Raw genomic sequence first — 24,364 nt, forward strand, 5'->3', positions numbered from 1 at the left:
CATGACTCTGCTCCCGTTGAACGGCGAGGCGAATTACCTCGCCCATCAACATGAGAACAGAGTCGGTTTCCTCTCCATTGCTACTACCGCCGGCCGCAGCCCCTTACCGCGCGAGCGGTTTAGTCCACCGACCCAGAGCGGCCCCTCGCATTTCTCGAAACCGGTCATTGGGACTGCGCTTGGCCGCTGAACGACCGGGCTCCACTTCAGCTAGTCGCACCGTCATAGTGTTTCTGCCAGTTGACATACGCTGCGGTACCCATTTCGTCGACGTTCGGCATTTCACCGACATGGACGTGCTGGAAAAAGCTCAGGCAATGGCCCCAAGGCGATTTTTCGGGATTGGACTCAATCCAGCACGAATGTCCCAAGCGCTTCCAATCCACCGACTTGTCATCATTGCAGCGCCAAAGGAGCTCTTGCGCGATTGCCTCGCACCAAGTCAAAGCTTCGTCGGCCGACCCTGCTGAGATAAAGACTCCAGTTGTCGATTCATAGTCTTCGATCAGTCCGCGCTCGAATAGCTGTCGCGGTTCAGGCTCGTGGTACTGGAAAATGACGAGGTATTCATGTGCCATGTCGTAGGGCCCTGTTTAACGACTTCACATCGCGTCCATTGCTACCAATTGTCGACGATCTCAGCGGCGACGTCGACCGGCTGTTCCTGGCCGAACTCGGTCCGACATGGCCATTCGCGCGGTCTCCCCGCTGGCCAGCGGTACAACTCCATACACATCCGGATCCTAAGTGTCGCTACCATGTTGTTCATTTGAGGTAACGACCCGCTCGTGCATCGCCTTGCAATGCCGCACGAGGGTCGGCCGCGACAGCACGTAGCGCTTCAACGGCGTATCGATGTCGTAGTAGTAGATGTTCGCGACGCAGCCGTAGATCGCGGCATCGACCGTGGCCGGCTCGGGCCCGAAGATAAAGCCGCTGTCGCCGAGCAGATCGGCCACGACGCGCAAATCGCCGATGCCGCGCTCATACACCTGATCCGGCTCGTAGCGGCCGATGCCCTGATAGTGATACCGAAGCCGGTTGTACTCGCTCGCGGCTTCGAGCGCACTGGCGGTGACTTCGGGGTGCGCCGCCATGAAGGCGTTGCAAAACGCCGGGCGAAAGCGCTCGTCGCGCCAGCGCGAAAAGCTCATCGGCCAGTACAGGTCGTCGAGCGTGCGCCGGACCAGGAAGTCGAGATTCGCTTGCCCCGTGGAAAGCGCGCTGTCGATGCGTAGGTCGTACTTGCGCTTCAGGTAGCTGATGATCGCATCGCTATCACCGATTGATTCCTCGCCGTCGACCAGATAGGGCAACTGTCCTCGCGGCGCCTCTTTCGTATCGAGAATGTGCTTGTGCTCGAAGTCGAGACCGCACAAGCGCATGAATGCATAGACCTTCAGGCCAAACGGATTGTTGTCGGCGACGCCGAACAGGTCCGGGTAGGAATAGAGCGTCAGCATGGGCCCTCGCGTGTTGGAGGCATGATGCGGCCGGCGTCGAGGGTGTCCGGGGCCGGGCGCAATGCGTGATGGTGACGCATGGTTGGCCGATTCGACTGTGACCCAGCGAACGCAGCCAATCTGAATGAACGCGATGAGCGCCGACAGCGGCCGACCTCTTCGCGATGCGATCGACTCAGAACGACGCGTAAGTACGCGTTCGCGGATGTGAGAGTCGACGCTCCGGCTCCGGCTGGGGCGAACGGCCGGTTAGCACCGTGTAGCCGTCCGATGAGTGTCGGTATCTGAGCGTCTGCAATGGCCGAATTCTGTGCGTGGCTCCTCCGTCAGGTCTCTGAGTACAGCAGCCATATGCCGAGCAAGCTGACCGGCAAGTGCTCGACCATACCTGACCTTCAGGTATCGCATCCGTCAGGCGGCAACGAGTCGGCGAAACCCTGTCATCGTTCGACAACGCACACTACCCTCGCACAGACATTCCGCCGGACTTATACGCTTGGTCTGTCGAACGCGTATTACCGGCTGCTCGATAAACTCGGCGCCGTCAGGGGTGTGCCCACGCCGGCGTCTGTCTGGATTGTCTTGAATGGGCCAGCCCTGATTGAACCCAAACTGCAAGGTGGCGCGGCGAAACAAGTGGCCATCCGAGATTAAGCTTCAGGGCCGTTTAAAAACCAGAAGGCGCATTTCCACTCGCTGACAAAGCTCACCTTGCTGGTTCATCGTGTCGCTGCGGACTGTCGCGATGCCGCGGTCGGGTTTGGAACGCGACGGCGCGATCTCCAGGACGGTGCTGACGACGTGCAGGACATCGTTCGGGCGAGTGGGTCTTGGCCACGCGATTTCGCCGCTCGCACCAATAATGCCACCCGCAATCGGCAGGCTCTGAACGAGAAGTTTCATGGTGATCGCTGCCGTGTGCCAGCCGCTCGCTGCAAGCCCCGCAAAGAAGGAGCGTTGAGCCGCTTCCTCGTCCAGATGGAAAGGTTGGGGATCGAACTGTCGCGCGAAGGCGTGTATCTGGTCGACATCGAGTTTATGCTCCGCGCTTTTGTACACCGCACCCACGGCGAGATCTTCCAGATACAGAGTCTCTGATTTCATGCCTTACTCCTGAAACGTTTTATTCGCTGATATTGGCTCTTCGAACGCCCCTTCTGTGGTGACGTTCGACCTTGATGGTGCTATCCCTATCCGAAGGATAGTCTTGCGCGGAGAATCCGAGAGTGGCCCGGGGGCCTCGCCGCTAGCGACTTCGAAGCCGGTCGGACTGCCTGCCCATTAGCTGCGCAGCGGCCGCAGACCCGCCCGAACTTCCTGCGCGAGTAGCAGGGGCTCCTCCCAGGCGGCGAAATGGCCGCCCCGTTCAGGCCGGTTGTAATAGATGAGGTCGTGGTAAGCCTGCTCTGTCCAACTGAGCGGCGCCTGATAGTTCTCCCCGGGAAACGCGCTGACGGCAGCCGGCACGGAAACATTCGCTGCAACGAGGTAGTTGAAGTGGGCCGTTTCCCAATAGAATCGGGCCGCCGACACGCCCGTGTTGGTCAGCCAGTAAAGCGTGATGTTGTCGAGGACGTCGTCGCGTGTGATGGCACCGGCTGAATGCCCGTTGACCGTGCGCCCTAGCACGGCCGAGGTGATCGGTGCCGCCGGCTGGCCATATGCATCGCCGTGATCGAGCAGCCAGCCTGCCAGCGCAATCGGAGAATCGGCCAGTCCATAGAGGCTTTGCGGACGAGTCGCCATCTCGAACGCGTAGGCGCGGCGCTTCTTGAAATTGACGCTCAATTGCTCATACGCGAGCCTTTCGTCGGACGATAGCCCTGCCGGTGACGGGTTCCCGCCCTGGATCACCGTGAGGATATCCGGCGGAACTGCCGCCGGGAAATTGACATGGATGCCCAGCAATCCAGGCGGCGCCTGTTTGGCCATCACATTCGACACGCTCCGGACCCCAGCCGGTCGTCGTAGGCTTGCCTGAGAAGCCATAGCCCGGCAACGACGGAACGACCAGATGGAAGGCGTCGGATGCGCTCGCGCCATAGGCGGTGGGATTGACGAGCGGATCGATGATCTTGATCTGCTCGATGATCGAACCGGGCCACCCGTGCGATACGATCAGCGGCAATGCATTCTCATGCTTCGAGCGCACGTGCATGAAATGAATGTCGAGCCCGTCGATCTCAGTGACGAACTGCGGCAGAGCGTTCAGGGTCGCTTCGCACTTGCGCCAGTCGTAGTCGGTCGCCCAATGGTGCGCGAGGCCCTGAAGCGTCGCGAGTTGCACGCCTTGCGAGTCGTCATCGACGGTTTCGCGCTCCGGCCATCGGGTGGCCCTGATGCGTCTTCTCAGATCTACGAGCAGCGACACGGGAACCTGCACGCGAAGGCGGCGAATTGCGTCCGTGCCGCTGCCCGTCTGCGGTTGGACATCGGTAATACCGCGGTCCGTGTGCGCAGATACAAGTGGGCTCAGAGATTGCGCGGCTACGGCTGCCGCGGCGAGGCTCACGAATTGCCGGCGGGATGTCGATTGAGGGATAAGCTTGTCTGTCATGCGAACTCCAGTTGACGATGAGCCTGGCGGCTGGCGCGAAAGGCACAAAAGGGAGAACCGGCGTTGACCCCTGTGGGAGTTTCGACACGCCTGGTCCATCCGGCGCATCTCCAAGGCGCGACGAACAGCCAGCCTCACGTGCCGAACCGCGCAGCCACACGTAACAGCATGGCCGCAACCATGGCCATGCCCGGGGCGAGATAGCTGGCATGGAGATGGACACGGGTAAAGAAAGAGCCCGCAAAAATGATGGCGAGTATCCACACGCCCAGCAGATGCAGCTGTTTCCAGTTTTCCGGGCCGATAAGGCGCGCCGGCGTCGCGAACGACGTAGCCGTGAGCAGCAGAATCATCAGATAGCCGATGAAGCCCGGTATGTTGGTCACTGTCGTACGGCCTGCCCAGAATGCTTCGGGTGCCGTACCGACGTAGGCGACGAGTGCTAACGCATGCAGAAACTGCGACACAGCAAACGACAACCCGATGTAGCGACGCTCTCTTGCCAGCGCTCTGGTTGGCACCGACGGCGCCAGTTTTACAAGCGGCGCGGCCATGAAAACGGCGAGAAACAGAACAAAGGACGTGCGAGCCGTCGCACGCACAACATACTGCAACGATCTCACCCAGTCCGGCGCCAGTGCGAAGGCCGCCACTGCCAAGCAAGAAAGACATATGGTAAGTACACCAAAAAGCTTCCAGCGGGTCATATGGATAATCCGATCGATATTTGTCGATTGCTGGGCAACGAGCCGGCGATTGCGAGAGACGCCGGCTTTCGGGCCTGTATCGGTACGGTGGCGCGGCCGGCCAGACGCGCGCGCAGCGTCTGGTTCAGTGACTACGCGGCCCAAATCCTGAGTAGGAGCGCAACTGGCTGATCTGAGGCCGTGCGAGAAAACCGGATTTGACCAATGGAAGCTCTGACAGGAGTTCCGCGAGGCGGATTTCGTCATCGGCCTCCGAAATCATGCAGGCGCCACCTTCTGCTCTCAGCCATATCTGGCGCACGACTCCCGAGGCGTAGAGCCGGCGAACATACTCGGCTTCCGCCTCGACGTCCTCCTTGGCAGGGGACATCGAGGACGCGTTTTCCGAACGGGAAATGATCACGAGGTATTGCATTTTGCTCTCCTGGGAAGGCGTTGCGCTCCGGCTATGAATTCCGCGTGAACAAATCCGGAACTCAGTGCTGGGAGGAATGGGTCATCTCAGCCTGAAGAACGGCACACCCGCTCCTCTTGCATCCTCCGAGGCATCGGTGGATGTGGTCACTGGGCAGCTAATCCGGCGTCTGACCGAACCATACATCACCTATGTTTTTCATAGCAATAGATTTCTTCTATCGTGCAAACCTCACCTGAAGCGCAGCTAATTTCTGGAGACTGCGCACGTAGCATTCAGGAATTCAAGCTTTATCTTGACACTATGACTTTCATATATACAATGCAGTCACAGACAAACTTCATCGCCAGCTGAACCGGGTTCGCGAGCGGCACAGGTATCCGTATAAAACGCAGGCCGTGTCGGGACGCAGGTTCGATGCCCCCCTTCCAAAGGAACGCAAATGACGCCCGTCGCCTACGACACCAATTCGACTGCACTGCTGTTCGTCGATCCCTATAACGACTTCCTCTCGGAGGGCGGCAAAGTCTGGCCCTTCGTCAAGGACGTCGCGGCACAAGTCGGACTGCTCGACAATCTTCGGGCCATCAACAGCGCCGTCCGCCGTGCCGGGATACAGGTCGTGTATGTCCCGCACCGCCGGTGGCAGCCGGGGGATTACCAGTGCTGGTGTCACCCGAGCCCCAGCCAGCGCAAGATCATGGACGGTCATCATTTCGCCAGGGGCGACTGGGGCGGCGAATGGCATCCCGACTTCGCGCCGCAACCGGGCGACGTCGTGGCGCTCGAACATTGGGGCGCGAGTGGCTTCGCCAATACGGACCTGGATTTCCAGCTCAAGCAGCATCGCATTACGCACGTGGTTCTCGTCGGCCTGCTGGCCAACACCTGCATCGAGGCGACTGGCCGTTACGCAACGGAACTCGGTTACCACGTGACCCTCGTGAAGGATGCAACGGCCGCGTTCCGTCAGGAAATGATGCACGCGGCGCACGATCTGAACGGGCCGACCTTTGCGCACAGTATCGTCAACACGCGCGAGCTCATCGATGCGTTGCCAACGGCCTGAGCTGACTCCGTGACGCATTCGTCCGCATGGCATGTTGCCGCCTGACTTGCTGGACGAGGCCATCAGGCTTGCGACGATTTGGTCACCGCCGCGCGGTGCCGGATCCCCCTTACCCTCTGGACGACACCGATGATCTCCCCGCGCCAGGTCTTTCTGATGGCTTTGTGCTGCGCGCTCGCCGTCTCACCCATCTACTACCACCAGCCACTCCTGCCACAGATCGCGTCGACGTTCGGCGTGCCGTCCGCTCGCGGAGGCCTGATCGCCACGCTGACCCAGCTTGGCTACGCAATGGGACTGCTGCTCTTCGTGCCGCTCGCAGACGGCGTCCAGCCGCGCACGCTGGCGTCGCGGGCCATCGTGGCGAATGCGATGGCGCTGATCGCCTGTGCAGCCGCACCGTCCTTCGCCACCTTGAGCGTTTGCAGCTTCCTCGTCGGAACGACTTCAATCTCGGCGCAAATCATCATTCCGGCGGTCTCCGGTAAGGCCACGCTTGCCGCACGCGGGCGAGTGGTCGGTTCGCTGCTGGGCGGGCTATCTTCGGGCGTCCTGCTGGCACGCACGCTAAGCGGCATCGTTGGCGCACTGTGGGGCTGGCGCTCGATATTCGTGATCGCCTCTGTCATCGATATAGCACTCCTGTTCGTCATCAGGAAGTTGCCCATGTCGAACACACTCGTGGCTATCCGCTACCGCGAGTTGATGCAGTCGCTCGCTGGTCTCGTGCGAGAGGAGCGGCTGCTACGCGTCTCGGCGGCGATGGGCTTTCTCGTGTTCGCCGCCTTCAGCGCGCTGTGGGCAACACTCGCGGTGCTGCTCGCCCGACCGCCCTATCACTACGGTCCTGCCACCATCGGCGCATTCGGACTGATCGGGCTGGTCGGCCTTTCGGTATCACCACAACTCGGTGCCGTCGTCGACCGGATGGGCTCCCGCCACATCGCGACCGCCGGCGCACTAACGGTTCTGATTGCATTCGCGTTTGTCGCAGCGGGCGGCCGCAGCCTCGTATGGCTGATCGTCGGCATGGTGTTGCTGGATCTGGGCAACCGCACGAGCTTTATCGCCAACCAGGCCCGCATCTATGCGCTGCGTCCCGAGGCCCGCAGCCGCCTTAATACGGTTTTCATGGTTTCGTACTTTCTGGGTGGCGCGGTCGGTGCGGCGCTTGGCGGGGCCGGCGCGTTGCGCGCCGCCTGGGTTGGCCTCGCCGCGGTCGGCGTGTTGCTCTCGCTCGCGGCCGTTGCCGTCAATTCGCTCGCGTTCGGGCGGCCCAGTTCGGCCATTGTCGACGGGCAGGTTTGACCCGAACAACCGGACGATTCGCACGCAGGTTTGGTGGCTTCGACGTAGCACAAGCCGCCGAAAGACAATTTACTCAGGAGAGTCTGATGTCATTCAAGGCACTGCTCGCGACAAAGCCGCGCGACGCGGTTTCGACGCGCATCGTCAATTTCCACGACCGGGATCTCATGCCCGGTGACGTCACGATCGCCGTGGAGTATTCAACGGTGCTGGCGCGAACGGCGGCGCCGGATCGATCGCGATTGCGCTCCTGTCTGGCCTCGGCTATCGGGTCGTCGCATCAACCGGACGCCTCGAAGAGGCCGAATATCTGCGCAACCTTGGCGCGGCAGAGATCATCGACCGGCGCACGCTCTCTGAACCGGGTGCACCGATCACCCAGGAACGTTGGGCCGGTGCCGTGGACTCCGTCGGCCATCATCACACGCTCGCCAACGTGCTGGCCCAGACGCAGTACCGCGGCGTGGTTGCCGCCTGCGGCCTCGCGCATGGCGCGGGCCTCCCCGGTTCGGTCCTGCCCTTCATCCGACGTAACGTGACCCTCGCGGGCATCGATTCCGTCAACGCCCCGCAGGCAGTGCGCGTCGAGGCCTGGTCGCGGCTCGCGCATGACCTCGACCTGGACAAGCTCGGCCGCGCGACGACGTTAGTGGGACTCGCCAAGGTTCCTGCGATTGCGCACCAGATCCTGGAAGGCAAGGTTCGGGGACGTACCATCGTCGACGTCAATGCATAAATGCCCTGTCGTCATTCGTCTCCGGAGACTGTGCGCACAGCAGCAATCTTGATTCAGGAGTTCAGCGTGTCCGCCGTTCCTTCTTCATGCCACCGGTGCGAAGCTTCGCCGCTCGATGCCCATGCCCTGTTCGCCACGTTTGCCGGGCTCTGTGGAAGTCTGGTCGCCATTGGTCTGGCGCGCTTCGCCTACACACCGCTCATCCCCTCGCTGATCGAGGCGCACTGGTTCACATCCACACAGACCGTCACGCTCGGAGCGGCGAACTTCGCCGGCTACCTGATCGGCGCAATGGTGGGACGCCCGTTCGCTGCGTGGCTGTCCAACCGGTCCGCATTGCGGCTTCTGATGGCGGTCGTCACGATCGCATTCTTCACGTGCGCGTGGCCGGTGTCGGTGTCGTGGTTCTTCTTCTGGCGTCTGCTGTCGGGTATCTCGGGCGGCGCGATCATGGTGCTCGTCGCGACGTCGATCCTGCCGCACATTCCTGCGCCGCGCCGTGGCTTCGCGAGCGGAATGATATTCCTTGGCGTGGGTCTCGGGGTTGCGGCATCAGGCACGCTGATTCCGCAACTTCTGCACATGGGGTTGCGCGACACGTGGCTTGGCCTCGGCGCGCTCTCACTCTCCCTCACGGCCTTGAGCTGGTTCGGCTGGCCGGCGACGAACCATCCCGCGCCACAGGTCGCCCCGTTGCACGGAGCAGATCGCAGCAGCTCGCGCTGCGCGTCCTCTACGCACAATACGCTGCTAACGCGCTCGGTCTCGTGCCCGTGATCGTGCTGCTCGTCGACTACGTGGCCCGGGGCCTCGGCCGGGGCGCCGCCGTTGGTGCGAACTACTGGGTGTTATACGGTCTCGCCGCCATCGCCGGCCCGATGATCTGCGGAAACCTTGGCGATCGCATCGGTTTCGGTCCAGCCTGGCGCGCCGCCCTCGCATTGCAGGCCATCGCGGTCGTGGTGCTCGCGAAGACGGGCAATCCTTTCGTGTTCGGGGTCGCCACGGTGGGCATTGGCGTATTCACGCCCGGAATCGCGCCACTCGTGCTCGGGCGCATTCATGAGCTGATGCGCGACAATCACCTCGAAGAGCGCGCAGCCTGGAGCCGAGCGACTACGGCGTTCGCACTCTTTCAGGCGCTTGGCGGCTATGGCTACTCATATCTGTTTTCCCGCTTTCACGATGACTACGCGCTCGTCTTCCTGTGCGGTGCGGCCGCGCTCACCCTAGCCTTCCTCGCCGACGTCATCGTGCAGGCTCGGCGCAGAAAGCGGCATGAGCGCTAGCGCGGGGGAAATCACTCAGACCTGGCCTTCGCGGCCCGATACGCCTCGCGTCTTTTCTCGCGCTCCTTTGCAAACGTCGGGCTCAAGGCCGCGTCGAGATCGCTCCGCTCTACGTATTCGCCGCAAGACGGGCAGATATAGTCAAGCCCGACCTCGTGCCCGCACACCCGATGCATAAACCGTACGGCGACTTCCTCGCCTTTGCTCTTGCACCAGGTTTCACCCCATGTACGCAGCGCCTGGATCACTGGATAGAACGCCCGCCCTTTCTGTGTGAGATGGTATTCGTACCGTACCGGCCTCTTCTGATACGGTTGGCGCTCGATCATCCCGTCTGCTTCCAGCGACTTCAGGCGCGTGGCCAGCATCTGTGGCGTCGCCTCCGTCTGAATCTGGATTTCCTCGAACCGGGTCGCCCCCATGTACATCTCGCGCAGGACAAGCGTTGTCCACTTGTCACCGACAACTTCCGTCGATCGCGCAACCGGGCATACCGTGGCCACTACCTTCTCTCTACGCTTCATTCCGCCTCCGCAAAACTCTTTTTTTCATAGTAACACGGATTCGCATCCCTCGCATACACGGCTGACCGAGTCACCCTTGGTCCGTCAAAACCTGACACTGGTTATGGATATGACGCTTAGACTTGTTTCTATGATTTTCATATTTATAATCGATTCGTGTGACGTCCGCGCGCGCAAGTCCGCGCAGACGAATTGCGCAGCCGGGCTCCGGTTGCGACACGCCCCGGCCGAACCCCCTTTCCGGAGAACACGATGTCTGCCCCTGTCTATCGCGCCGAACACACTGGTCTTTTGCTGGTCGACCCTTACAACGATTTCCTGTCGCATGGCGGCAAGATCTTTCCGATGATCGAGGCAGTCGCCAACGACATTCGGCTTCTCGACAATTTGCGCGCAGCGGTGAGCGCCGCACGCAAGGCTGGCATCCAGGTGTTCTACGTCCCGCATCGCCGCTGGCAACCTGGCGATTACGAAGACTGGGACCATCCGAACCCGACGCAACTGATCGTGCAGAAGCGCCAGTCCTTCGCAAAAGGGACGTGGGGCGGCGAATGGCACCCCGATTTTGTTCCCCTGGAAAACGACATCATCATCCACGAGCATTGGGCGCAAAGCGGCTTCGCCAACACGGACCTCGATTTCCAGCTCAAGCAGCACAAAATCTCGCACGTCATCGCCGTTGGCCTGCTCGCGAACACCTGCATCGAATCCACCGCGCGATTCGCAATGGAACTCGGCTATCACGTGACGCTCGTGCGCGACGCGACCGCCGCCTTCTCGCCGGAAATGATGCGAGCCGCCCACGAACTGAACGGACCCACGTTTGCCCATTCGATCGTCACGACGGCCGAATTGCTGACAGCACTGCCGGCATAGGTGTTATGCCGACGATGAGTCAAGCGATCAATCCACTAACAACAACCCCTGAAGGACTCACCCATGATTACCATCAGGGAATGGTGATTGACTATCTATGGATCGTCACTGACAGACCTGCGAGTTCAATTCAAGCTGGGTCTGATGGGGCGAGGCCGGAGAACAGCGCGAAGGATTCCTTCACGAATGCGCGAACGGCGGGAGAAAGCTCCCGTCGCCTGCTGGCCATTGCAAGATGACACGGATACTCGAAATCCGCGATGGCCCGATAGCAAATTCCCGGCTGTGTGAAGTTGCGCATCGATTCCGGGACGACGACCACACCATAACCGGCCGATGCAAGACTGATCGCGGCGATGAAGTCATGCACGCGATGTTCGAGAAATGGAACAAAGCCTCCCGCTACGCCCAGCGCAGTAAGCACCTCGCTGAATCCCGTGTCGTCGTCGAAGTGGGGGGCGATAAAACGCTGATCTTTCAGGTCTCTGACCGAAACGTGCCCGCTTGCTGCCAATGCATGGTCCTCGGCCATCGCGACCAACAGGCATTCGGTCTGCACGATCGTGGCCACGATACCCGCCGGATGCTGGCGCCACGGTCTCACGATACCCACGTCGATCTCGCCGCTGACGAGCGCCTCGAACTGACGCGGGGTCTCCATGGCCACGACCTCGATTCGCACGTCGCCATGCGAGATCCGAAACTGATGCAGCATCCTCGAGAGCACGCCGCTGCTCACGCCGGATGCCACCGATCCGATCCGCACCACACCGGCGAGGCCTCTGGCCGCCAGCCGGCCAACCTGATCCGCACGCTCGATATGGCGTAGCGCTGCAACCGCTTCGGCATGAAACAAACGCCCCGCATCGGTCAGCGTAACGGGCTGTCGCTTGTTGCGGTTCAGGAGACGAACGCCGATCTCCTGCTCGAGGCGTTGAATCTGGGCGCTGAGCGCCGATTGCGCAACATCCAGTCGATCCGCTGCCTTGGCAAAGTGCAGATCCTCCACCACCGCAACGAAGTATCGCAGTTGACGGGCGTCGATCATTTAATCTCCGGAAGCGAATAAACATTCGCGTGTTGCTTCTGGATGATATCAAAGAAAGGGCATCAAATAGAGCCCTGAAACAACTGGAGGACAACATGGACGCACTGATCACCCACCCTGGTTCCATCACGCACCGGCAACCGCTTTTCCGCTTGTCGGCGCATCCCACCCATCACCGCATCATGAACGTGACGGTCGACCCGAACGCACTGACCGGATTCCTGGCGGACGTGCGCGATATCGACGTCCAGAATCTCGAGTATGTCCCGATCATGCGACATCACCTTGCCGATCTGCTGGTCGAGCGTCTCGGTGACGACTTTGCCGACATGCTCGTCGAGCTGGTCAAGGACCGTCGGCACGGCGGTTTCACCATCGGCCTCCAGGACCTTTCGCAAGACCCCTCTGACTTCGTGAAGTTCGGTACGGCCATCGGTCATATCCTCGGCCCGAGCAATCACGATGCGATGTCGGGAACGTACTACGCCCGCTTCGTGGTGAAGCACACCGATAACAGCGACTCATATCTTCGTCAGGCATACCGGCTGTTCACGATGCACACCGACGGCACGTACGTGAGCGACGCAACGGACTGGCTGCTGATGATGAAATTCGCGGAGCGAAGCGCGGTCGGCGGCGAATCGCGGTTTATGCACCTGGACGACTGGGAAGAGCGCGATCGCTTCGTCAATCACAAGCTCGGAACCAAGCCGTTCTTCTACAAGGGATCCGATTCCAAGAACGTCAGCGAGCAGATCGAGCGGCCGCTGTTCTTTCAAAGCGAATTCGGTCTGTCGATCTCGTTCATCGACCAGTTCGTTCAGCCGTCCAACCGCGAGGAAGCGGCATTTCTCCGCGCACTGTCCCAGTCGATGGAAACGTCGGCCGGCACGAAGGAAGTGTCTTTGCCGGTCGGCGGTCTGGTGGTGCTGAACAACTATTTTTACCTCCACGGCCGCGCGCCATTCCAACCGAACGAATCGCTGTTCCGCGAGCTGATGCGCCAGCGCGGCTCGTTTGCGTATTGATGTCATCCGCTCTCTGGCATGATCGGGCACACCGACCGCCGAGGGCCAACGCAGCGATTTCGATGTAACACAGTGAGACGGTGAAATGAACGACTACGCAGAGCACGTGAGCGTGCACGAAACGACGTCCGTCGGGCGAGTTGAACAAGAGGCTTACGGGGTCAAGCAACATCTCCCCCGGCGGCTGCGCCAGATCCTCTCGCTCGCGGACTTCGAGCGGGCGGCGCGGCGCGTTCTGCCGCGTCCGCTCTACGGCTATATCTCCGGCGCAGCGGAGGACGGCATGTCGATCGCGGCGAATCGGGCTGCGTTCGAACGCTTGAAGTTCCGCACAAGAGTGCTTGTCGACGTGTCTCGTCGATCGCAGCAGACAACGATCTTCAACCACACCTACTCGTCTCCGTTCGGAATCGCTCCGGTCGGAATCAGTGCCATCTCGGCATATCGAGGCGACATTGCGTTGGCCACGGCCGCGATGGATGAAAATATCCCTGCGATCATGAGCGGCTCCTCGCTCATTCCCATGGAGGTGGTGCAGGCGGCAGCGCCTGGCACCTGGTTCCAGGCTTATCTCCCCGGCGACGCTGCGCGCCGCGACGCCTTGATCGAGCGTGTCAAGACCGCTGGCTTCGCGACGCTCGTCCTCACAGTCGACATTCCCGTTTGGGCGAATCGCGAAAACAACGTGCGTACGGGTTTCTCGCTGCCGTTGCGCCCATCGCTGCGTCTCGCGATGGACGGCATTTCCCACCCACGCTGGCTGCTTGGCACTTTCGCCCGGACGTTGATCAATCACGGCATGCCCCACTTCGAGAACTCGTTCGCGACACGAGGGGCACCGATGCTGTCCGCTTCGGCGGTACGCGACACCACCGGACGCGACCATCTGTCATGGTCGGACATCGCAAGCATTCGTCAACGTTGGAGCGGCAATCTGGTCATCAAAGGCATCCTTCAGGCGGACGACGCGCGGCGCGCACTCGCGATTGGCGCGGACGGGATCATCGTGTCGAACCACGGTGGGCGCCAACTGGACGGGGCAGTCGAGCCGCTGTCCGTGTTGCCGCAGATTTGTGATGCCGTTGCAGACAAGACCGTCGTCATGCTGGACAGCGGGATCCGGCGAGGGGGAGATGTTCTGAAGGCGCTCGCGCTCGGTGCGCAGTTCGTATTCGCAGGGCGCCCGTTCATGTACGCCGCCGCGGTGGGCGGCGCGTCGGGTGTTCGACATGCGATCGGCCTTCTCAGGGACGAAGTCGACCGAAACATGGCGATGCTCGGCACGGTAGCGATTCGCGAGATCGATCGCACAATACTGGCGTGAACGGCGCGATCCGACCGGATAACGTGCGACCCTGCCAGTGGACGAAAGCACCGACCGCTCATAAATTCGGATTCTGTATCTAGTGGACTTCAAGAAACTACCCCCTTGCCCGTCCCGGGCGTTACATGGGAGGGGCTAGCGTACGCCGTCAGGACTGCAAGCGCATCGCTGATCGCGCTGTACATCGCGTTTTGCATGAACCTGGACGATCCGAAATGGGCTGCAATCACCGTGTGGGTCGTCGCCCAGAATAGTCGCGGCATGAGCGTGTCGAAGAGCCAGTATCGGATCCTCGGAACTGCGCTGGGTGCGCTCGCAGCCCTCGTGCTCGTCGCCCTGTTTGCACAGACGCCAGAATTGTTCCTGCTGGGACTCGCCGGCTGGATTGGACCGACTTTTCCGCGTCAACGGGAAACGAACAAAACAAGCTTAGGTTATCTGTGCAATTCGATTGGCGGACGCTCAAACGGCATTCCTGCTTTGAACGCGTCAAAACGAAAAAGCAAAGAATAAAAAACTGTTTGTCGCGGCCATGCTAATCGTCCTCTAATAGAAAGCTGATCTGTTCGCTCGATTGCGAAGCAGTTTTTTTCATTGTTCATTCGGGACCGGCATGGCTGACGTCACGTATTCTCGCAACAGCCATCTCTCTTCGAACCGGCTGCATCAGCGAATTTCTAAGGGCACGCTCTACAAGTGGCTTTCGTGGATCGTGCCGCTCCTAGTGCTCGCACTATGGCAGCTCGCGTCGAGCGTCGGGCTGATTGCACCCCAGGTCCTTCCCGCCCCGAGCAAAGTCGCCACCACCGCGCTGGATCTGGCGAAAAGCGGCGATCTCTTCGTTCACCTTGGCGTTTCACTGCTGCGCGCCGCGGCGGGATTCGCGATCGGCGGCACAGTTGGACTGGTGCTCGGCGTCCTGGTCGGCTTTTCGCCGTTGGCGCAGGCCCTGCTCGATCGTTCGATCCAGATGGTTCGCGCGATTCCCTTTCTCGCGATGCTGCCGCTCGTGATCGTGTGGTTCGGTGTCGGTGAGGTGGCGAAAATTTTTCTGGTCGCACTCGCGGTGCTGTTTCCGATTTACATCAACACGATGCTGGGCATCCGGCAGCTCGACCCGAAGCTGATGGAACTCGCGAAGGTGGTCGGGCTGAACTGGCGCGCGATCGTGCGACGGATCATTCTGCGCGGCGCGATGCCATCCATCCTGACCGGCGTGCGTTATGCGCTCGCTCATGCGTGGCTCGCGCTCGTCATTGCCGAAACGCTCGCCACGACCAGAGGCATCGGCTTCCTCGCGATGGATGCGCGCGAATTTCTTCAGACCAACGTGATTGTATTGACCATGATCATCTACGCGATCATCGGTGTCGTGGCCGATGCCTCCGTGCGCCTGCTCGAAGCGCACTTTCTATCGTGGCACCCGAATTACGCCAAAGGAGCGCGCAAGTGAGCGTCGATCTCGCCCTGTCCCTCGATGCTCATGATTCCGCCGTTGCCGGCGAACAATGCAAGCTTTCGCCGCTCGCCGTATCGGTACGCGGATTGCAACGCCAGTACGGCACCCGCATCGTCATCGATGCGCTGGACCTCGACATCCGCAAGGGCGAATTCGTCGCGCTGCTCGGCGAGAGCGGCTGCGGCAAGACCACGCTGTTACGAGCGCTCGCCGGTCTCGATCTGCCGGACGCCGGCGAGATTCGTGCGCCGGAACGTCCGTCTGTAGTGTTTCAGGAGCATCGGCTGCTGCCGTGGGCGACGTTGTGGGAGAACGTCGCGCTCGGTCACGAAACAACGGTCGGCCGCGCGGGCGCCTCGCATGCGCTGGCCGAAGTCGGTCTGTCGGGACGCGAAGACGACTGGCCGCGCAATCTCTCAGGCGGTCAGGCGCAACGTGTGGCGCTGGCGCGCAGCCTCGTGCGCGATCCCGCCTTGCTTCTGCTCGATGAGCCCTTCGCGGCCCTCGACGCACTCACGCGCATCAAGATGCACGGGCTCGTCAAGGAGCTCGTCGCGCGCCATCACCCCGGCGTGCTGCTTGTGACGCACGACGTCGACGAGGCGCTCACGCTCGCCGACCGAATTCTCGTGATGCGCTCGGGACGGATCGCCGCATCTTTTCACCCCAACCACTACGCGCCGCAAACATTGCGGCCGATCCTGCTCGACGAGCTTGGCGTTCAGACCCACTGAGCGCATTTTCACATTCACAGCATCACTGCATTTGCGCATCACTTCAAGGACGTAAATAACGATGAACGATTCTTTGCTGAGCCGCCGCCAACTATTGCGCGCGGCGGGTGGCCTGCTGGCCGGCGCGGCAACCGCCAATCTGTTTCCGGCACGCGCAGCCGAGCCGCGCAAGCTGACCCGCAACACCGATACGGTGCGCCTCGGCTGGGGCTACGGCAGCCTGCCGGATATCGCCCGGCAGCGCGGTGTGTTCGAAAAGACGCTCGCGGCAAAAAATATCAAGGTCGAATGGGTCGGGCCGTTCCCGAATCACGCGCCGTCGATTCAGGCGGTCGTCGGCGGGAGTGCGGACTTCGGCTTCTGGGGCTCGACGACCCCCGCGCTCGCCGCGATGCTGGCCGGCTCGCCGCTCGTCTTCGTCGCGTTCGATATCTATTCGCCGCGCTCGACGGCGATCATCGTGAAGAAGTCGAGCGGCATCAATTCGGTGGCCGATCTGGCGGGACGCAAGGTCGCGGTGAACCGCTCGGGCTTGGGCGAGTTTCTGCTGATCGCCGCGCTGGAGAAACATCACGTCGACCGCAGCAAGGTCGAGTTCGTCTACCTCAATCCGCCCGACGCGGCACCGGCGTTCGCGCAAGGTGTGGTCGATGCATGGTCGATGTGGTCGCCGGCGGTGGACATCGCGCGTTACAGCAACGACGCCAAGGACATCTTCAACGAAGGGCGCGACCTCGATTTTCTGATCGACTACAGCTCGCTCGTGACGCGCCGTAAATTCGCCGAAGAGAACTCCGAGCTGGTGCGCGCGGTGATCGATGCGTACTACGTCGAAGGCGCATGGCAATCGGCGCATCCCGCCGAATCCGAACAGCTCGTGCAGAAGCAGGCCCGTTATCCGGATCAGGTGCGCGATTATCTGACGAGCCTCAAACGCGTGAATCAATTCCACGAACCCGACGACGCCGCGTTCATCGCGCAGTTCCAGCGCGCGGCCGACTGGCTCGCGGAACGCAAGATCATCAATTCGCGAATCAAGGTCGCGGACTACAGCGTCAAGGTGTGAGAGACACGCGATGGCAACCACGCTAGTTTCACCGCTGTCCGCGAGCCTTGGCTTCGGCGAGGTCATCGACGACATTGCGCTAAGTGCGGCGGAGCGCGAACACCATCATCGTTTGCCGCATGAAGAGATCGCGAGGCTCAAGGAACTGGGCTTCGGCGCGCTTCGTCTGCCCGCCCACCTCGGCGGTCATGACGCGTCGCTGAGCGGCCTTTTCGTCGTCGCGCGCGACCTTGCCGCGGCGGACTCGAATATCGCGCACGCGTTTCGCAATCATCTGTGGCTGGTCGAGGCGGCGCTGCGGCGGCGGGATCAGCCGTTGCACGCCCACGTTCTCGATCTGACGCGGCAGAAGAAAACCGTCGGCCTCAGTTTCACGAAGACCGATGCGGTGGCGGCCGGCGCGCGCCCCGGCAAGGTGCTGAGCCGGCTCGAATGGGACGAACGGCGACAAGCTTATACGGGCGAAGGCGAGAAGGTCTACGCGACCGGCAATCTCTACAACGACGCGTTTGTCGGCGTCGCCGTCGAGAGTCGCGCGGGTAGGACCGTGCAGTACGTGCTCGATCGTGGACCGGGCGTCAGCAGCGACGACGACTGGCAAGGCTTCGGCCAGCGCCTCACCGGCTCGGGCACGGCGAAGTTTCATGCCGTGAGCGTGCCCGCGCATCACCTCTATCCGACCGACCCGCCGCGCGACGACCATGCCGCGCCGTGGGGATACACCTTCCACCAGGTGTATCTGACCAACTGCATCGCCGGTATCGTGCGGCGGGTCGCGCTGGACGCCGTCGAGGTTCTGCGCGCACGGGGGCGCAACTTCTATCATGGCGACGCCGCGCATCCCGCCGACGAACCCGTGCTGCAAACCCTGCTCGGCCGGATTCGCGCGTATGCGGCGAGTGTCGAGGCGACCGCCGATCGTGCCTTGGCCGCGCTCCAGCGTGCCTGGGATGCTTCCGGCACAGCCGACGAATACGAGCTGACGCTGGCTGCCACGTTCTCGGCCGCGGAAGCTAAAGTGGTGATCGACGATCTCGCGCCGCAAATCGCTAGCTGGTTGATCGATCTCGGTTCGGGCTCCGTCGTGTCACGCACGGGCGCGCTGGACCGGCACTGGCGCAACATCAAGGTGATTGCTTCGCACAATCCGCGCCTGTACAAGGAACGGCTGCTCGGTGAAAACCTGCTGACGGGAAAACTGCCGCCCACCGGCGCGTTCTTCTGATTGCATGACAGATGGTGCGCTTTTCGCGCCATCATCATTCAGCTCAGTTGGAGAGCAGCCGCCGCACGCGCGGTATTACCTCTTCGGCAAAGACTCGCATATCGGCTTCGAACGGCTGGAATTGAAGCATGAAAAGTTCGATGCCCGCGCGATGAAACGCGGCAACGCGCTGCGCCACCGTGTCGTAATCGCCGACCAGACCGGCCGCCGTGCCTCCATTCGAGCCGACGCGCGGAGATTGCGCGAAGGTTTGATGCATCACCGCTTTCGCGTCGGTATTGGCCTTCTGCCGCTCGCGCAGAGGCTTGTCCAGATCCGCCAGCGCGAACAGATGCGCGAGGTGCGCGTCGGCCTGCGCCGCCGTTTCCCGCGCGATCACGAACGCCGACAGACCGAAGCGCAACGCGGCTTGTCCCGCCGGACGCGTACGAGCCGATACGTCCGCGATCAGGCGCGCAACGTCGTCGGGCGGCTGACCGTTGATGAACCACACGTCGCCGTGCGCCGTCACCAGGTCGCGCGCGGGCTCGGACTCGCCGCCGACATAAATCCGCGGACGCGCACGAAACGGATCGGAGGGAAGCAGCTGGTAATTCTCGAGACGGAAGTTCTCGCCCCGATGATTCACGGCTTCGCCCCGCAGCAGCGCGGAGACGACTTCAAGCCATTCGCGGCCGTATTTATAGCGCTGGTCGTGCTCGGGAAAGCCGATGCCGGCCCGTTCCAGTTCAGGACGATTCCACGCGTTGACCACGTTGATCGCGAAGCGGCCGCCGCTGATGTGCTCGATCTGCTGGGCCATTTTCGCGAGCACGACAGGGTGATAGAGATACGGCTTGATCGCCGCGATGATTTCGATGCGCGAGGTCAACGCCGCCAATGCTGCCGACGACGTCCAGGCTTCGAGCTGATCGAGAGAAGGATCGTGCGGATTGATCGTGTGCTGCGCGACGAGCACCGAGTCGTAGCCGAGGCGCTCGGCTTCGAGAACGAGGGCCTTGTTGCGGGCCCACGACGCATCATAGGGTTCGGCGGGGTCCTGCAACGCGGCGCGGCTGCCGTGCACGAGCGCCCAGATACCGAAGCGCGGAAGGTTGACTGACATCGGTTCGATCCGCGCAAACGCGGTGAAGGAAATCGGACATGGTAGCCGTGCCCGTGCGCACGGCCTTCCAATTTATATCGATATGAAACCCACGCTCCGGCATTAAGGCGCGCTCAGGCGCTCGATGCCTCGCGCTGCCACACACTCGATGCATACGCGGACTCGTCGAAATCGGCGGGCACAGGCGCGGTAAGGCGTGCCTCATGCGCAGCCAGATCGCCGAGAAACAGGTCGCGGCTGATGCGCCTGACCACGCTGGGAATATCGCGCTTCATGCTCGGCACGTCGCCCACCGGCACGCCCGCGCTCACGAAACCCGCCGGGTTGTAGACGTGGATATCGCGCAGATACGGCGCCCGCCCCGGCGTTTTCTCCAGATACTCCAGCCCGGAGCCGAGATACGGATGCGCGCCAAGCCCGTCGTCGGCATCGTCCGCGGGCGGCGTGTACTGATCGCGCCACAGGCGGATGTGCGACGCGAATCCGGCCAGTTCCGGCCGTGCCGACGGATCGATGAAGTAGCCGGTGCCCGCAATCGCGAAGTCGAACTGGAACGTCTCACCTTCCGTCGTGCGCGCGGCGATCTGCCCCGCCTCTTCGCGCGCGGACTCCCACTGCGTAGCGGGATGCAGATGAAAATTCGCGAAACGCGTGACCCGTTCGATGGAGTCGAGCGGCGCCGTCGAACCGGAACGTTTGAAGCGCAATGCCTGCGACCAGCGCACCGCATCGGGCAGGTCGAAGTAGTTGTCGTAGGCACCGGGATAGGCACGCGCGCGCGATACCGGCACGGCCGCCAGCGTCGCGCGGCGCACGAACAGATGGACGTTGGCCGCGCCCGCTTCGAGCGCCGTCGCGGCTGCATCGAAGGCGGATGCCGCGCCGCCGAGCACCGCAACCGACTTGCCGCGCAACGCGGCGAAATCGATCGCCTGCGAGGTGTGCGCGACCCGCGCCGCAGGCAGCGACGCCAGCACCTGCGGCACGAACGCACCACCGTTGCCCGCGACGCCATTGCACAACACCACCTTGCGCGCAGTCTCGACGCGCGCCTCGCCGTTCACTTCGAGATGCAGCCGGAAAGAGGTATCGAGCGACGAATCGAGCGGTTCGATCCTGACGAGGCGCGTTGCGTAGCGAATCGGAATCTCGAGAAACTCGCGATACCACGCCAGATATTCCGCCCACTGTTCGCGCGGGATACGGTCGATCTCGCGATATGACTGCGCACCGAATCGGGCTTCATACCAGGCCTGAAAACCGAGCCCCGGCAGACCGGTCTCGGGTCCCACCAGCGCCTTCGGCGTGCGCAGCTTGTTCATCCGCGCGCGAGTGCGCCAGACGCCGGCGCCCGATGCATCGGCGGCCGCGTCGATCACGCTGACGCGGCCAATGCCTGCACGCCGCAGCGCAAACGCAAAGGCGCTGCCGCTTTGCCCACCGCCGACGATCAACACGTTATGGTCGATACCCGGGCGATCCGGCACCCAGTTTTCCGGCGCCGGCCCCAACAGTTCAAGTGTGCGGCGCGCGTCGCGGTCGGGCGTTTGTGTCATCGGCGAATGTCCTGAAGACGCGAACTGTCCGGTTGCGGGGAGCCGAGCCAGAAGAGCCGCGTGACCGCAAGCACGCGCTCAATAGCGGGTTGCCTGAATCGATAGACGGGGGAAGTCAACATGATGGAATTGCCGTGAAAAGATGAAGTCCGACCATGCTAGTGACGATCGAACCCGCGCAGAAGCAATTAATTATGATTTGAATATCGCGCGATCTTCGCAGAGCAATCCCGCGGCTCACGGCGTTCGCGGATTCATATGAATAGCGGGGATTTTTATATAGCTCCGCGCTTCTGCTCTGGAATAATTTAGGTAAGGTATGCGCAGCACTGGACCCCAGCAAACCTTCACATCCCGAATGACGAGGCACCGATAGATGTCTACTGATGAGGCGCTCACGCGCAACCAACACGAAAGCCAGTCCGCGCACAAAGCCACAGCGGCCTTTCAAACGCGCTACGGCACCGAGCAAACCGACACGCCGTTATCCGACTGGAACGACACGCTTCAGACCCTGCTCTCGCATCGCTCGGTGCGTGCTTACGATGGTCGTCCGCTGCCTGCCGGTACGCTCGAAACGCTGATCGCCGCAGCGCAATCCGCGCCCAGTTCCTCGAACCTGCAGACGTGGAGCGTCGTTGCTGTCGAAGACCCGCAACGCAAAGCGCGGCTTGCCGCGCTGGCGGCCAATCAGGAGCACATTCGCCAGGCGCCGCTCTTTCTCGTCTGGCTCGCCGATCTGGCGAGGCTCGAGAGCGTGGCCGAGCGCGCCAGCGTGAAGCCCGAGGGACTGCAATATCTGGAGACGCTGCTCGTCGGCGTGATCGATGCCGCACTCGCTGCGCAGAACGCGCTGGTCGCGCTGGAGTCGCTGGGTCTCGGCTCCGTCTACATCGGCGCGATCCGCAACGCACCGGAACAGGTGGCCAAAGAGTTGGCGCTGCCGCCGCACGTGCTGCCGGTATTCGGCCTGTGCGTGGGTTACTCGGACCCGGCGCGGCCTGCCGAGGTCAAGCCGCGCCTGCCGCAATCGGTGGTGCTGCATCGCGAGCAATACGATGCGCCCGCGCAGACGCAGGGCATCGCGCTCTATAACGACATCCTCGCCGGCTTCCAGGTTCGGCAGGGTCAATCCGATGCGCTCTGGACCGACCGTTCGATCGAACGCTGGCGCACGCGGGAATCACTGCATGGCCGCGATCGTTTGCGTGACGCGTTGAATGCCTTGGGGTTCGAACTGCGATGAACATTTGCAATGCCGGAGCCCGAGGACGCCCGGCATCGCAACGTCAGCGCTCAATGCTTCGCCAGCAGCTTCACCACCGCGACCATCCGGTCGACCTCGTCCGGCGTGTTGTAGAACGCGAGCGATGGCCGCACCGTCGCCTCCAGCCCGAAAGCGCCGCACGATAGGCTGCGCGCAATGGTGGCCGGCCCGTACCTCAATGCCCGCATCGCTGCAGATTACCTTGATTTCGCGAAGAAATTTGACGGCGAGCTTGATTCAACATCGGAACACTTCGAACAGGTTCCTCACCAGGCTATGGTGCAATAGCCGACAGATCAGGTGGACAACTGCGCTAACCCAGACGAAGCGAGATACGCGATCTCATAGCCGACTCCACACTCCACCGCTCGCAGCGACGCGGAACTAAGCGTGAAGCGCGCGACTCGCCAGTTCAGCACGTCCAGGCCGACCGCTGCTGCTACGGTATCCTCGCGGTCGGCCACCTGTGCATTGAGCTTCGTCTCTAGCTTCGCGCAACTCGCCTAAATCGGCTCCATCGGGAACATTCACATCCTCGCGGTATATCGATAGCGCCTCGACCGAGTGTTCAGCACGGACGTCGACGGGCAGCCATGTCTGTATCGGCGGGCGCCCGAACGTCTGGAGCACCGACTCAAAACGAGGCCCGGTCAAGAACTTCGTGGCAGCGCCCTCTCGCAGCCAAAGATAGATCGACGTGTAGGTATTGTGGTGCGCCCCATGCTTCCCGCGCTCACGCAACGCAAATGCTTTGAACGCGAGCTCGTCTGCGTCGTTCCAGAGCAGCCCGCGCGTGCGGCCCCGTTGGGAATCTGGTCCATGTCGTAGTCCGGGTAAGCGTACTTTCGTGCGAAAAATGGCGGTTACATCCAAAAAGACTCAAAGCTCGAACGGCACGCCGACGGCGCAGCAGCTCCAGAGCCAGAACGCGACACTGCAGCAGCAGGTCACATCGTTGTCCCAGTTCATCCAGAGCCTGATCACGGCCGGCACGATTCCGGGCGCGAACATTCCGGTGGGTGGCGGTACGGCGACGACACCGACTGTGACGGCGACCTTTGACCCGGCTGCGCTGCCTTCAGGGATGGATCTCAAGAACAGCAACGCAACGGTCGTCGCGACGGTGAACGCATGGCAGACTGCCCGGACGACCCACGGCCAGTCGCCGGTCTTCTCTATGCAGAAGCGACCTACGCACGCCTCACAGTTGCAGTTGGCTTCGGTCTGCCGAACCCTCATGCACCCGTGTTTGTCCTGACGTATGCAGCACGCGAGGGATTCCAGCCCGTGCAGATCCTGGATCTCATCTCCCGCAAGCGCATCCTCGGCTTCAATCCAGCCCTCCCAGGCTTTCAGGTAAACGCGGATGGTCTGACCGTTTCGACCTCCGCCGTTATCGGCGAAGAGTTCCTCAAAGCGGAGGCGCGGTAGCATGTCCTCGGTTACCCCAAGTACACCAAAGCGGGCGCACCAGTCCGATTTCGGTAGTGCGGCATGTGCTGCCGCGAGCAGCAGGACTCTCGCGGACGGGGACTCGTACCCGACAGTCGGGGTCATCCGTTCATCGCACTACCGCGATGAAAAAGCCGGCGGCGGGCATGGCCCTTC

Annotated in this window: 23 protein-coding genes and 4 pseudogenes; 15 read left to right on the forward strand and 12 right to left on the reverse strand. The window is 61.9% G+C overall.

Features of this window, described 5'->3' with window-relative positions:
• Positions 1–206: 206 nt before the first annotated feature.
• The 6 genes and pseudogenes from VSR82_RS35455 to VSR82_RS35480 form a co-directional block, all read right to left on the reverse strand.
• Positions 207–578, reverse strand: coding sequence for a hypothetical protein (locus VSR82_RS35455; RefSeq protein ID WP_368586637.1), 372 nt, complete (start codon positions 576–578; stop codon positions 207–209).
• A 165-nt stretch (positions 579–743) separates the two neighbouring features.
• Positions 744–1,463: a glutathione S-transferase C-terminal domain-containing protein gene (locus tag VSR82_RS35460; protein ID WP_429455596.1), complete on the reverse strand. Its 720-nt coding sequence runs from the start codon at positions 1,461–1,463 to the stop codon at positions 744–746.
• A 657-nt stretch (positions 1,464–2,120) separates the two neighbouring features.
• The gene (locus VSR82_RS35465) at positions 2,121–2,567 is read right to left on the reverse strand and encodes a MaoC family dehydratase (RefSeq protein WP_176106355.1); all 447 of its coding nucleotides are present in this window, start codon (positions 2,565–2,567) and stop codon (positions 2,121–2,123) included.
• Positions 2,568–2,744: 177 nt separating this feature from the next.
• Positions 2,745–4,020 (reverse strand): annotated as a pseudogene (locus VSR82_RS35470) (epoxide hydrolase family protein).
• A gap of 134 nt (positions 4,021–4,154) precedes the next feature.
• Positions 4,155–4,727, reverse strand: coding sequence for a ferric reductase-like transmembrane domain-containing protein (locus VSR82_RS35475; protein ID WP_429455598.1), 573 nt, complete (start codon positions 4,725–4,727; stop codon positions 4,155–4,157).
• A 124-nt stretch (positions 4,728–4,851) separates the two neighbouring features.
• On the reverse strand, positions 4,852–5,142 hold the full coding sequence (locus VSR82_RS35480; RefSeq protein WP_410852710.1) for a muconolactone Delta-isomerase family protein: 291 nt from the start codon (positions 5,140–5,142) through the stop codon (positions 4,852–4,854).
• A gap of 442 nt (positions 5,143–5,584) precedes the next feature.
• On the opposite strand from VSR82_RS35480, the gene VSR82_RS35485 reads away from it, so the two are divergent.
• The 4 genes and pseudogenes from VSR82_RS35485 (at position 5,585) to VSR82_RS35500 (ending at position 9,544) form a co-directional block, all read left to right on the forward strand.
• Positions 5,585–6,211: a cysteine hydrolase family protein gene (locus VSR82_RS35485; RefSeq protein ID WP_429455599.1), complete on the forward strand. Its 627-nt coding sequence runs from the start codon at positions 5,585–5,587 to the stop codon at positions 6,209–6,211.
• Between the two features lie 129 nt (positions 6,212–6,340).
• Entirely contained in the window at positions 6,341–7,519 is a 1,179-nt protein-coding gene (locus VSR82_RS35490; protein ID WP_498858517.1) for an MFS transporter, read from the forward strand.
• Between the two features lie 211 nt (positions 7,520–7,730).
• Positions 7,731–8,255: pseudogene (locus tag VSR82_RS35495) on the forward strand (zinc-binding dehydrogenase); the annotation flags it as partial.
• A gap of 48 nt (positions 8,256–8,303) precedes the next feature.
• Positions 8,304–9,544 (forward strand): annotated as a pseudogene (locus tag VSR82_RS35500) (YbfB/YjiJ family MFS transporter).
• Between the two features lie 11 nt (positions 9,545–9,555).
• Here VSR82_RS35500 and VSR82_RS35505 read toward each other — a convergent pair.
• Positions 9,556–10,068, reverse strand: a complete 513-nt coding sequence (locus tag VSR82_RS35505) for a winged helix-turn-helix transcriptional regulator (protein WP_368583718.1) — start codon at positions 10,066–10,068, stop codon at positions 9,556–9,558.
• Between the two features lie 252 nt (positions 10,069–10,320).
• On the opposite strand from VSR82_RS35505, the gene VSR82_RS35510 reads away from it, so the two are divergent.
• Positions 10,321–10,944 carry a cysteine hydrolase family protein gene (locus tag VSR82_RS35510; protein WP_429455601.1) on the forward strand — a complete coding sequence of 208 codons (624 nt, stop codon included), beginning with the start codon at positions 10,321–10,323 and terminating at the stop codon, positions 10,942–10,944.
• Positions 10,945–11,074: 130 nt separating this feature from the next.
• Here VSR82_RS35510 and VSR82_RS35515 read toward each other — a convergent pair whose 3' ends face one another.
• Entirely contained in the window at positions 11,075–11,992 is a 918-nt protein-coding gene (locus VSR82_RS35515; RefSeq protein WP_498858518.1) for a LysR family transcriptional regulator, read from the reverse strand.
• 29 nt (positions 11,993–12,021) lie between these two features.
• Here VSR82_RS35515 and glaH point away from each other — a divergent pair, with 29 nt between their 5' ends.
• From glaH to VSR82_RS35550, 7 genes are all read left to right on the forward strand, one after another.
• Positions 12,022–13,020: a glutarate dioxygenase GlaH gene (glaH, locus tag VSR82_RS35520; protein WP_498858519.1), complete on the forward strand. Its 999-nt coding sequence runs from the start codon at positions 12,022–12,024 to the stop codon at positions 13,018–13,020.
• 85 nt (positions 13,021–13,105) lie between these two features.
• Entirely contained in the window at positions 13,106–14,344 is a 1,239-nt protein-coding gene (locus VSR82_RS35525) for an alpha-hydroxy acid oxidase (RefSeq protein ID WP_429455604.1), read from the forward strand.
• A 105-nt stretch (positions 14,345–14,449) separates the two neighbouring features.
• Positions 14,450–14,857 carry an FUSC family protein gene (locus tag VSR82_RS35530; RefSeq protein WP_410852702.1) on the forward strand — a complete coding sequence of 136 codons (408 nt, stop codon included), beginning with the start codon at positions 14,450–14,452 and terminating at the stop codon, positions 14,855–14,857.
• A 100-nt stretch (positions 14,858–14,957) separates the two neighbouring features.
• Positions 14,958–15,797 carry an ABC transporter permease subunit gene (locus VSR82_RS35535; protein WP_498858520.1) on the forward strand — a complete coding sequence of 280 codons (840 nt, stop codon included), beginning with the start codon at positions 14,958–14,960 and terminating at the stop codon, positions 15,795–15,797.
• Positions 15,794–16,537, forward strand: a complete 744-nt coding sequence (locus tag VSR82_RS35540) for an ABC transporter ATP-binding protein (protein WP_498858521.1) — start codon at positions 15,794–15,796, stop codon at positions 16,535–16,537. Before VSR82_RS35535 ends, VSR82_RS35540 begins: the two co-directional genes overlap by 4 nt.
• Positions 16,538–16,598: 61 nt before the next feature.
• Entirely contained in the window at positions 16,599–17,603 is a 1,005-nt protein-coding gene (locus tag VSR82_RS35545) for an NrtA/SsuA/CpmA family ABC transporter substrate-binding protein (protein WP_410852699.1), read from the forward strand.
• A 10-nt stretch (positions 17,604–17,613) separates the two neighbouring features.
• Positions 17,614–18,828: an acyl-CoA dehydrogenase family protein gene (locus tag VSR82_RS35550; RefSeq protein WP_410852698.1), complete on the forward strand. Its 1,215-nt coding sequence runs from the start codon at positions 17,614–17,616 to the stop codon at positions 18,826–18,828.
• A 43-nt stretch (positions 18,829–18,871) separates the two neighbouring features.
• On the opposite strand, the gene VSR82_RS35555 is transcribed toward VSR82_RS35550, so the two are convergent.
• Complete coding sequence (locus VSR82_RS35555; protein ID WP_429455608.1) at positions 18,872–19,933, reverse strand: LLM class flavin-dependent oxidoreductase; 1,062 nt, start codon at positions 19,931–19,933, stop codon at positions 18,872–18,874.
• A 113-nt stretch (positions 19,934–20,046) separates the two neighbouring features.
• The gene (locus tag VSR82_RS35560) at positions 20,047–21,489 is read right to left on the reverse strand and encodes a SidA/IucD/PvdA family monooxygenase (protein WP_429455609.1); all 1,443 of its coding nucleotides are present in this window, start codon (positions 21,487–21,489) and stop codon (positions 20,047–20,049) included.
• A gap of 376 nt (positions 21,490–21,865) precedes the next feature.
• Here VSR82_RS35560 and VSR82_RS35565 point away from each other — a divergent pair, with 376 nt between their 5' ends.
• On the forward strand, positions 21,866–22,735 hold the full coding sequence (locus VSR82_RS35565) for an NADPH-dependent oxidoreductase (protein ID WP_429455611.1): 870 nt from the start codon (positions 21,866–21,868) through the stop codon (positions 22,733–22,735).
• Between the two features lie 50 nt (positions 22,736–22,785).
• Here VSR82_RS35565 and VSR82_RS35570 read toward each other — a convergent pair.
• A pseudogene (locus VSR82_RS35570) lies at positions 22,786–22,942 on the reverse strand (aminotransferase class V-fold PLP-dependent enzyme); the annotation flags it as partial.
• A 198-nt stretch (positions 22,943–23,140) separates the two neighbouring features.
• On the reverse strand, positions 23,141–23,629 hold the full coding sequence (locus VSR82_RS35575; protein WP_429455612.1) for a DUF4865 family protein: 489 nt from the start codon (positions 23,627–23,629) through the stop codon (positions 23,141–23,143).
• Between VSR82_RS35575 and VSR82_RS35580 the strand changes: the two genes are divergently transcribed.
• Positions 23,613–24,014 (forward strand): hypothetical protein, encoded by a 402-nt coding sequence (locus tag VSR82_RS35580; protein ID WP_498858527.1) that lies wholly within the window; start codon positions 23,613–23,615, stop codon positions 24,012–24,014. The two genes, VSR82_RS35575 and VSR82_RS35580, sit on opposite strands and share 17 nt — an antisense overlap.
• Before the next feature lie 29 nt (positions 24,015–24,043).
• Entirely contained in the window at positions 24,044–24,187 is a 144-nt protein-coding gene (locus VSR82_RS35585) for a hypothetical protein (RefSeq protein WP_429455614.1), read from the forward strand.
• Positions 24,188–24,364 lie beyond the last annotated feature (177 nt).

The organism is Burkholderia sp. JPY481, from assembly GCF_038900515.1.
Taxonomy (GTDB): domain Bacteria; phylum Pseudomonadota; class Gammaproteobacteria; order Burkholderiales; family Burkholderiaceae; genus Paraburkholderia; species Paraburkholderia youngii.

Bases quoted from the DNA above. Each gene is read 5' to 3' on its own strand.
- VSR82_RS35505 (WP_368583718.1), bottom strand. From the start codon at position 10,068: ATGAAGCGTAGAGAGAAGGTAGTGGCCACGGTATGCCCGGTTGCGCGA.
- VSR82_RS35460 (WP_429455596.1), bottom strand. From the start codon at position 1,463: ATGCTGACGCTCTATTCCTACCCGGACCTGTTCGGCGTCGCCGACAAC.
- VSR82_RS35525 (WP_429455604.1), top strand. From the start codon at position 13,106: ATGAACGACTACGCAGAGCACGTGAGCGTGCACGAAACGACGTCCGTC.
- VSR82_RS35555 (WP_429455608.1), bottom strand. From the start codon at position 19,933: ATGTCAGTCAACCTTCCGCGCTTCGGTATCTGGGCGCTCGTGCACGGC.
- VSR82_RS35545 (WP_410852699.1), top strand. From the start codon at position 16,599: ATGAACGATTCTTTGCTGAGCCGCCGCCAACTATTGCGCGCGGCGGGT.
- VSR82_RS35565 (WP_429455611.1), top strand. From the start codon at position 21,866: ATGTCTACTGATGAGGCGCTCACGCGCAACCAACACGAAAGCCAGTCC.
- VSR82_RS35480 (WP_410852710.1), bottom strand. From the start codon at position 5,142: ATGCAATACCTCGTGATCATTTCCCGTTCGGAAAACGCGTCCTCGATG.
- VSR82_RS35455 (WP_368586637.1), bottom strand. From the start codon at position 578: ATGGCACATGAATACCTCGTCATTTTCCAGTACCACGAGCCTGAACCG.
- VSR82_RS35550 (WP_410852698.1), top strand. From the start codon at position 17,614: ATGGCAACCACGCTAGTTTCACCGCTGTCCGCGAGCCTTGGCTTCGGC.
- VSR82_RS35490 (WP_498858517.1), top strand. From the start codon at position 6,341: ATGATCTCCCCGCGCCAGGTCTTTCTGATGGCTTTGTGCTGCGCGCTC.
- VSR82_RS35535 (WP_498858520.1), top strand. From the start codon at position 14,958: ATGGCTGACGTCACGTATTCTCGCAACAGCCATCTCTCTTCGAACCGG.
- VSR82_RS35515 (WP_498858518.1), bottom strand. From the start codon at position 11,992: ATGATCGACGCCCGTCAACTGCGATACTTCGTTGCGGTGGTGGAGGAT.
- VSR82_RS35560 (WP_429455609.1), bottom strand. From the start codon at position 21,489: ATGACACAAACGCCCGACCGCGACGCGCGCCGCACACTTGAACTGTTG.
- VSR82_RS35485 (WP_429455599.1), top strand. From the start codon at position 5,585: ATGACGCCCGTCGCCTACGACACCAATTCGACTGCACTGCTGTTCGTC.
- VSR82_RS35465 (WP_176106355.1), bottom strand. From the start codon at position 2,567: ATGAAATCAGAGACTCTGTATCTGGAAGATCTCGCCGTGGGTGCGGTG.
- VSR82_RS35475 (WP_429455598.1), bottom strand. From the start codon at position 4,727: ATGACCCGCTGGAAGCTTTTTGGTGTACTTACCATATGTCTTTCTTGC.
- VSR82_RS35510 (WP_429455601.1), top strand. From the start codon at position 10,321: ATGTCTGCCCCTGTCTATCGCGCCGAACACACTGGTCTTTTGCTGGTC.
- VSR82_RS35580 (WP_498858527.1), top strand. From the start codon at position 23,613: ATGGCGGTTACATCCAAAAAGACTCAAAGCTCGAACGGCACGCCGACG.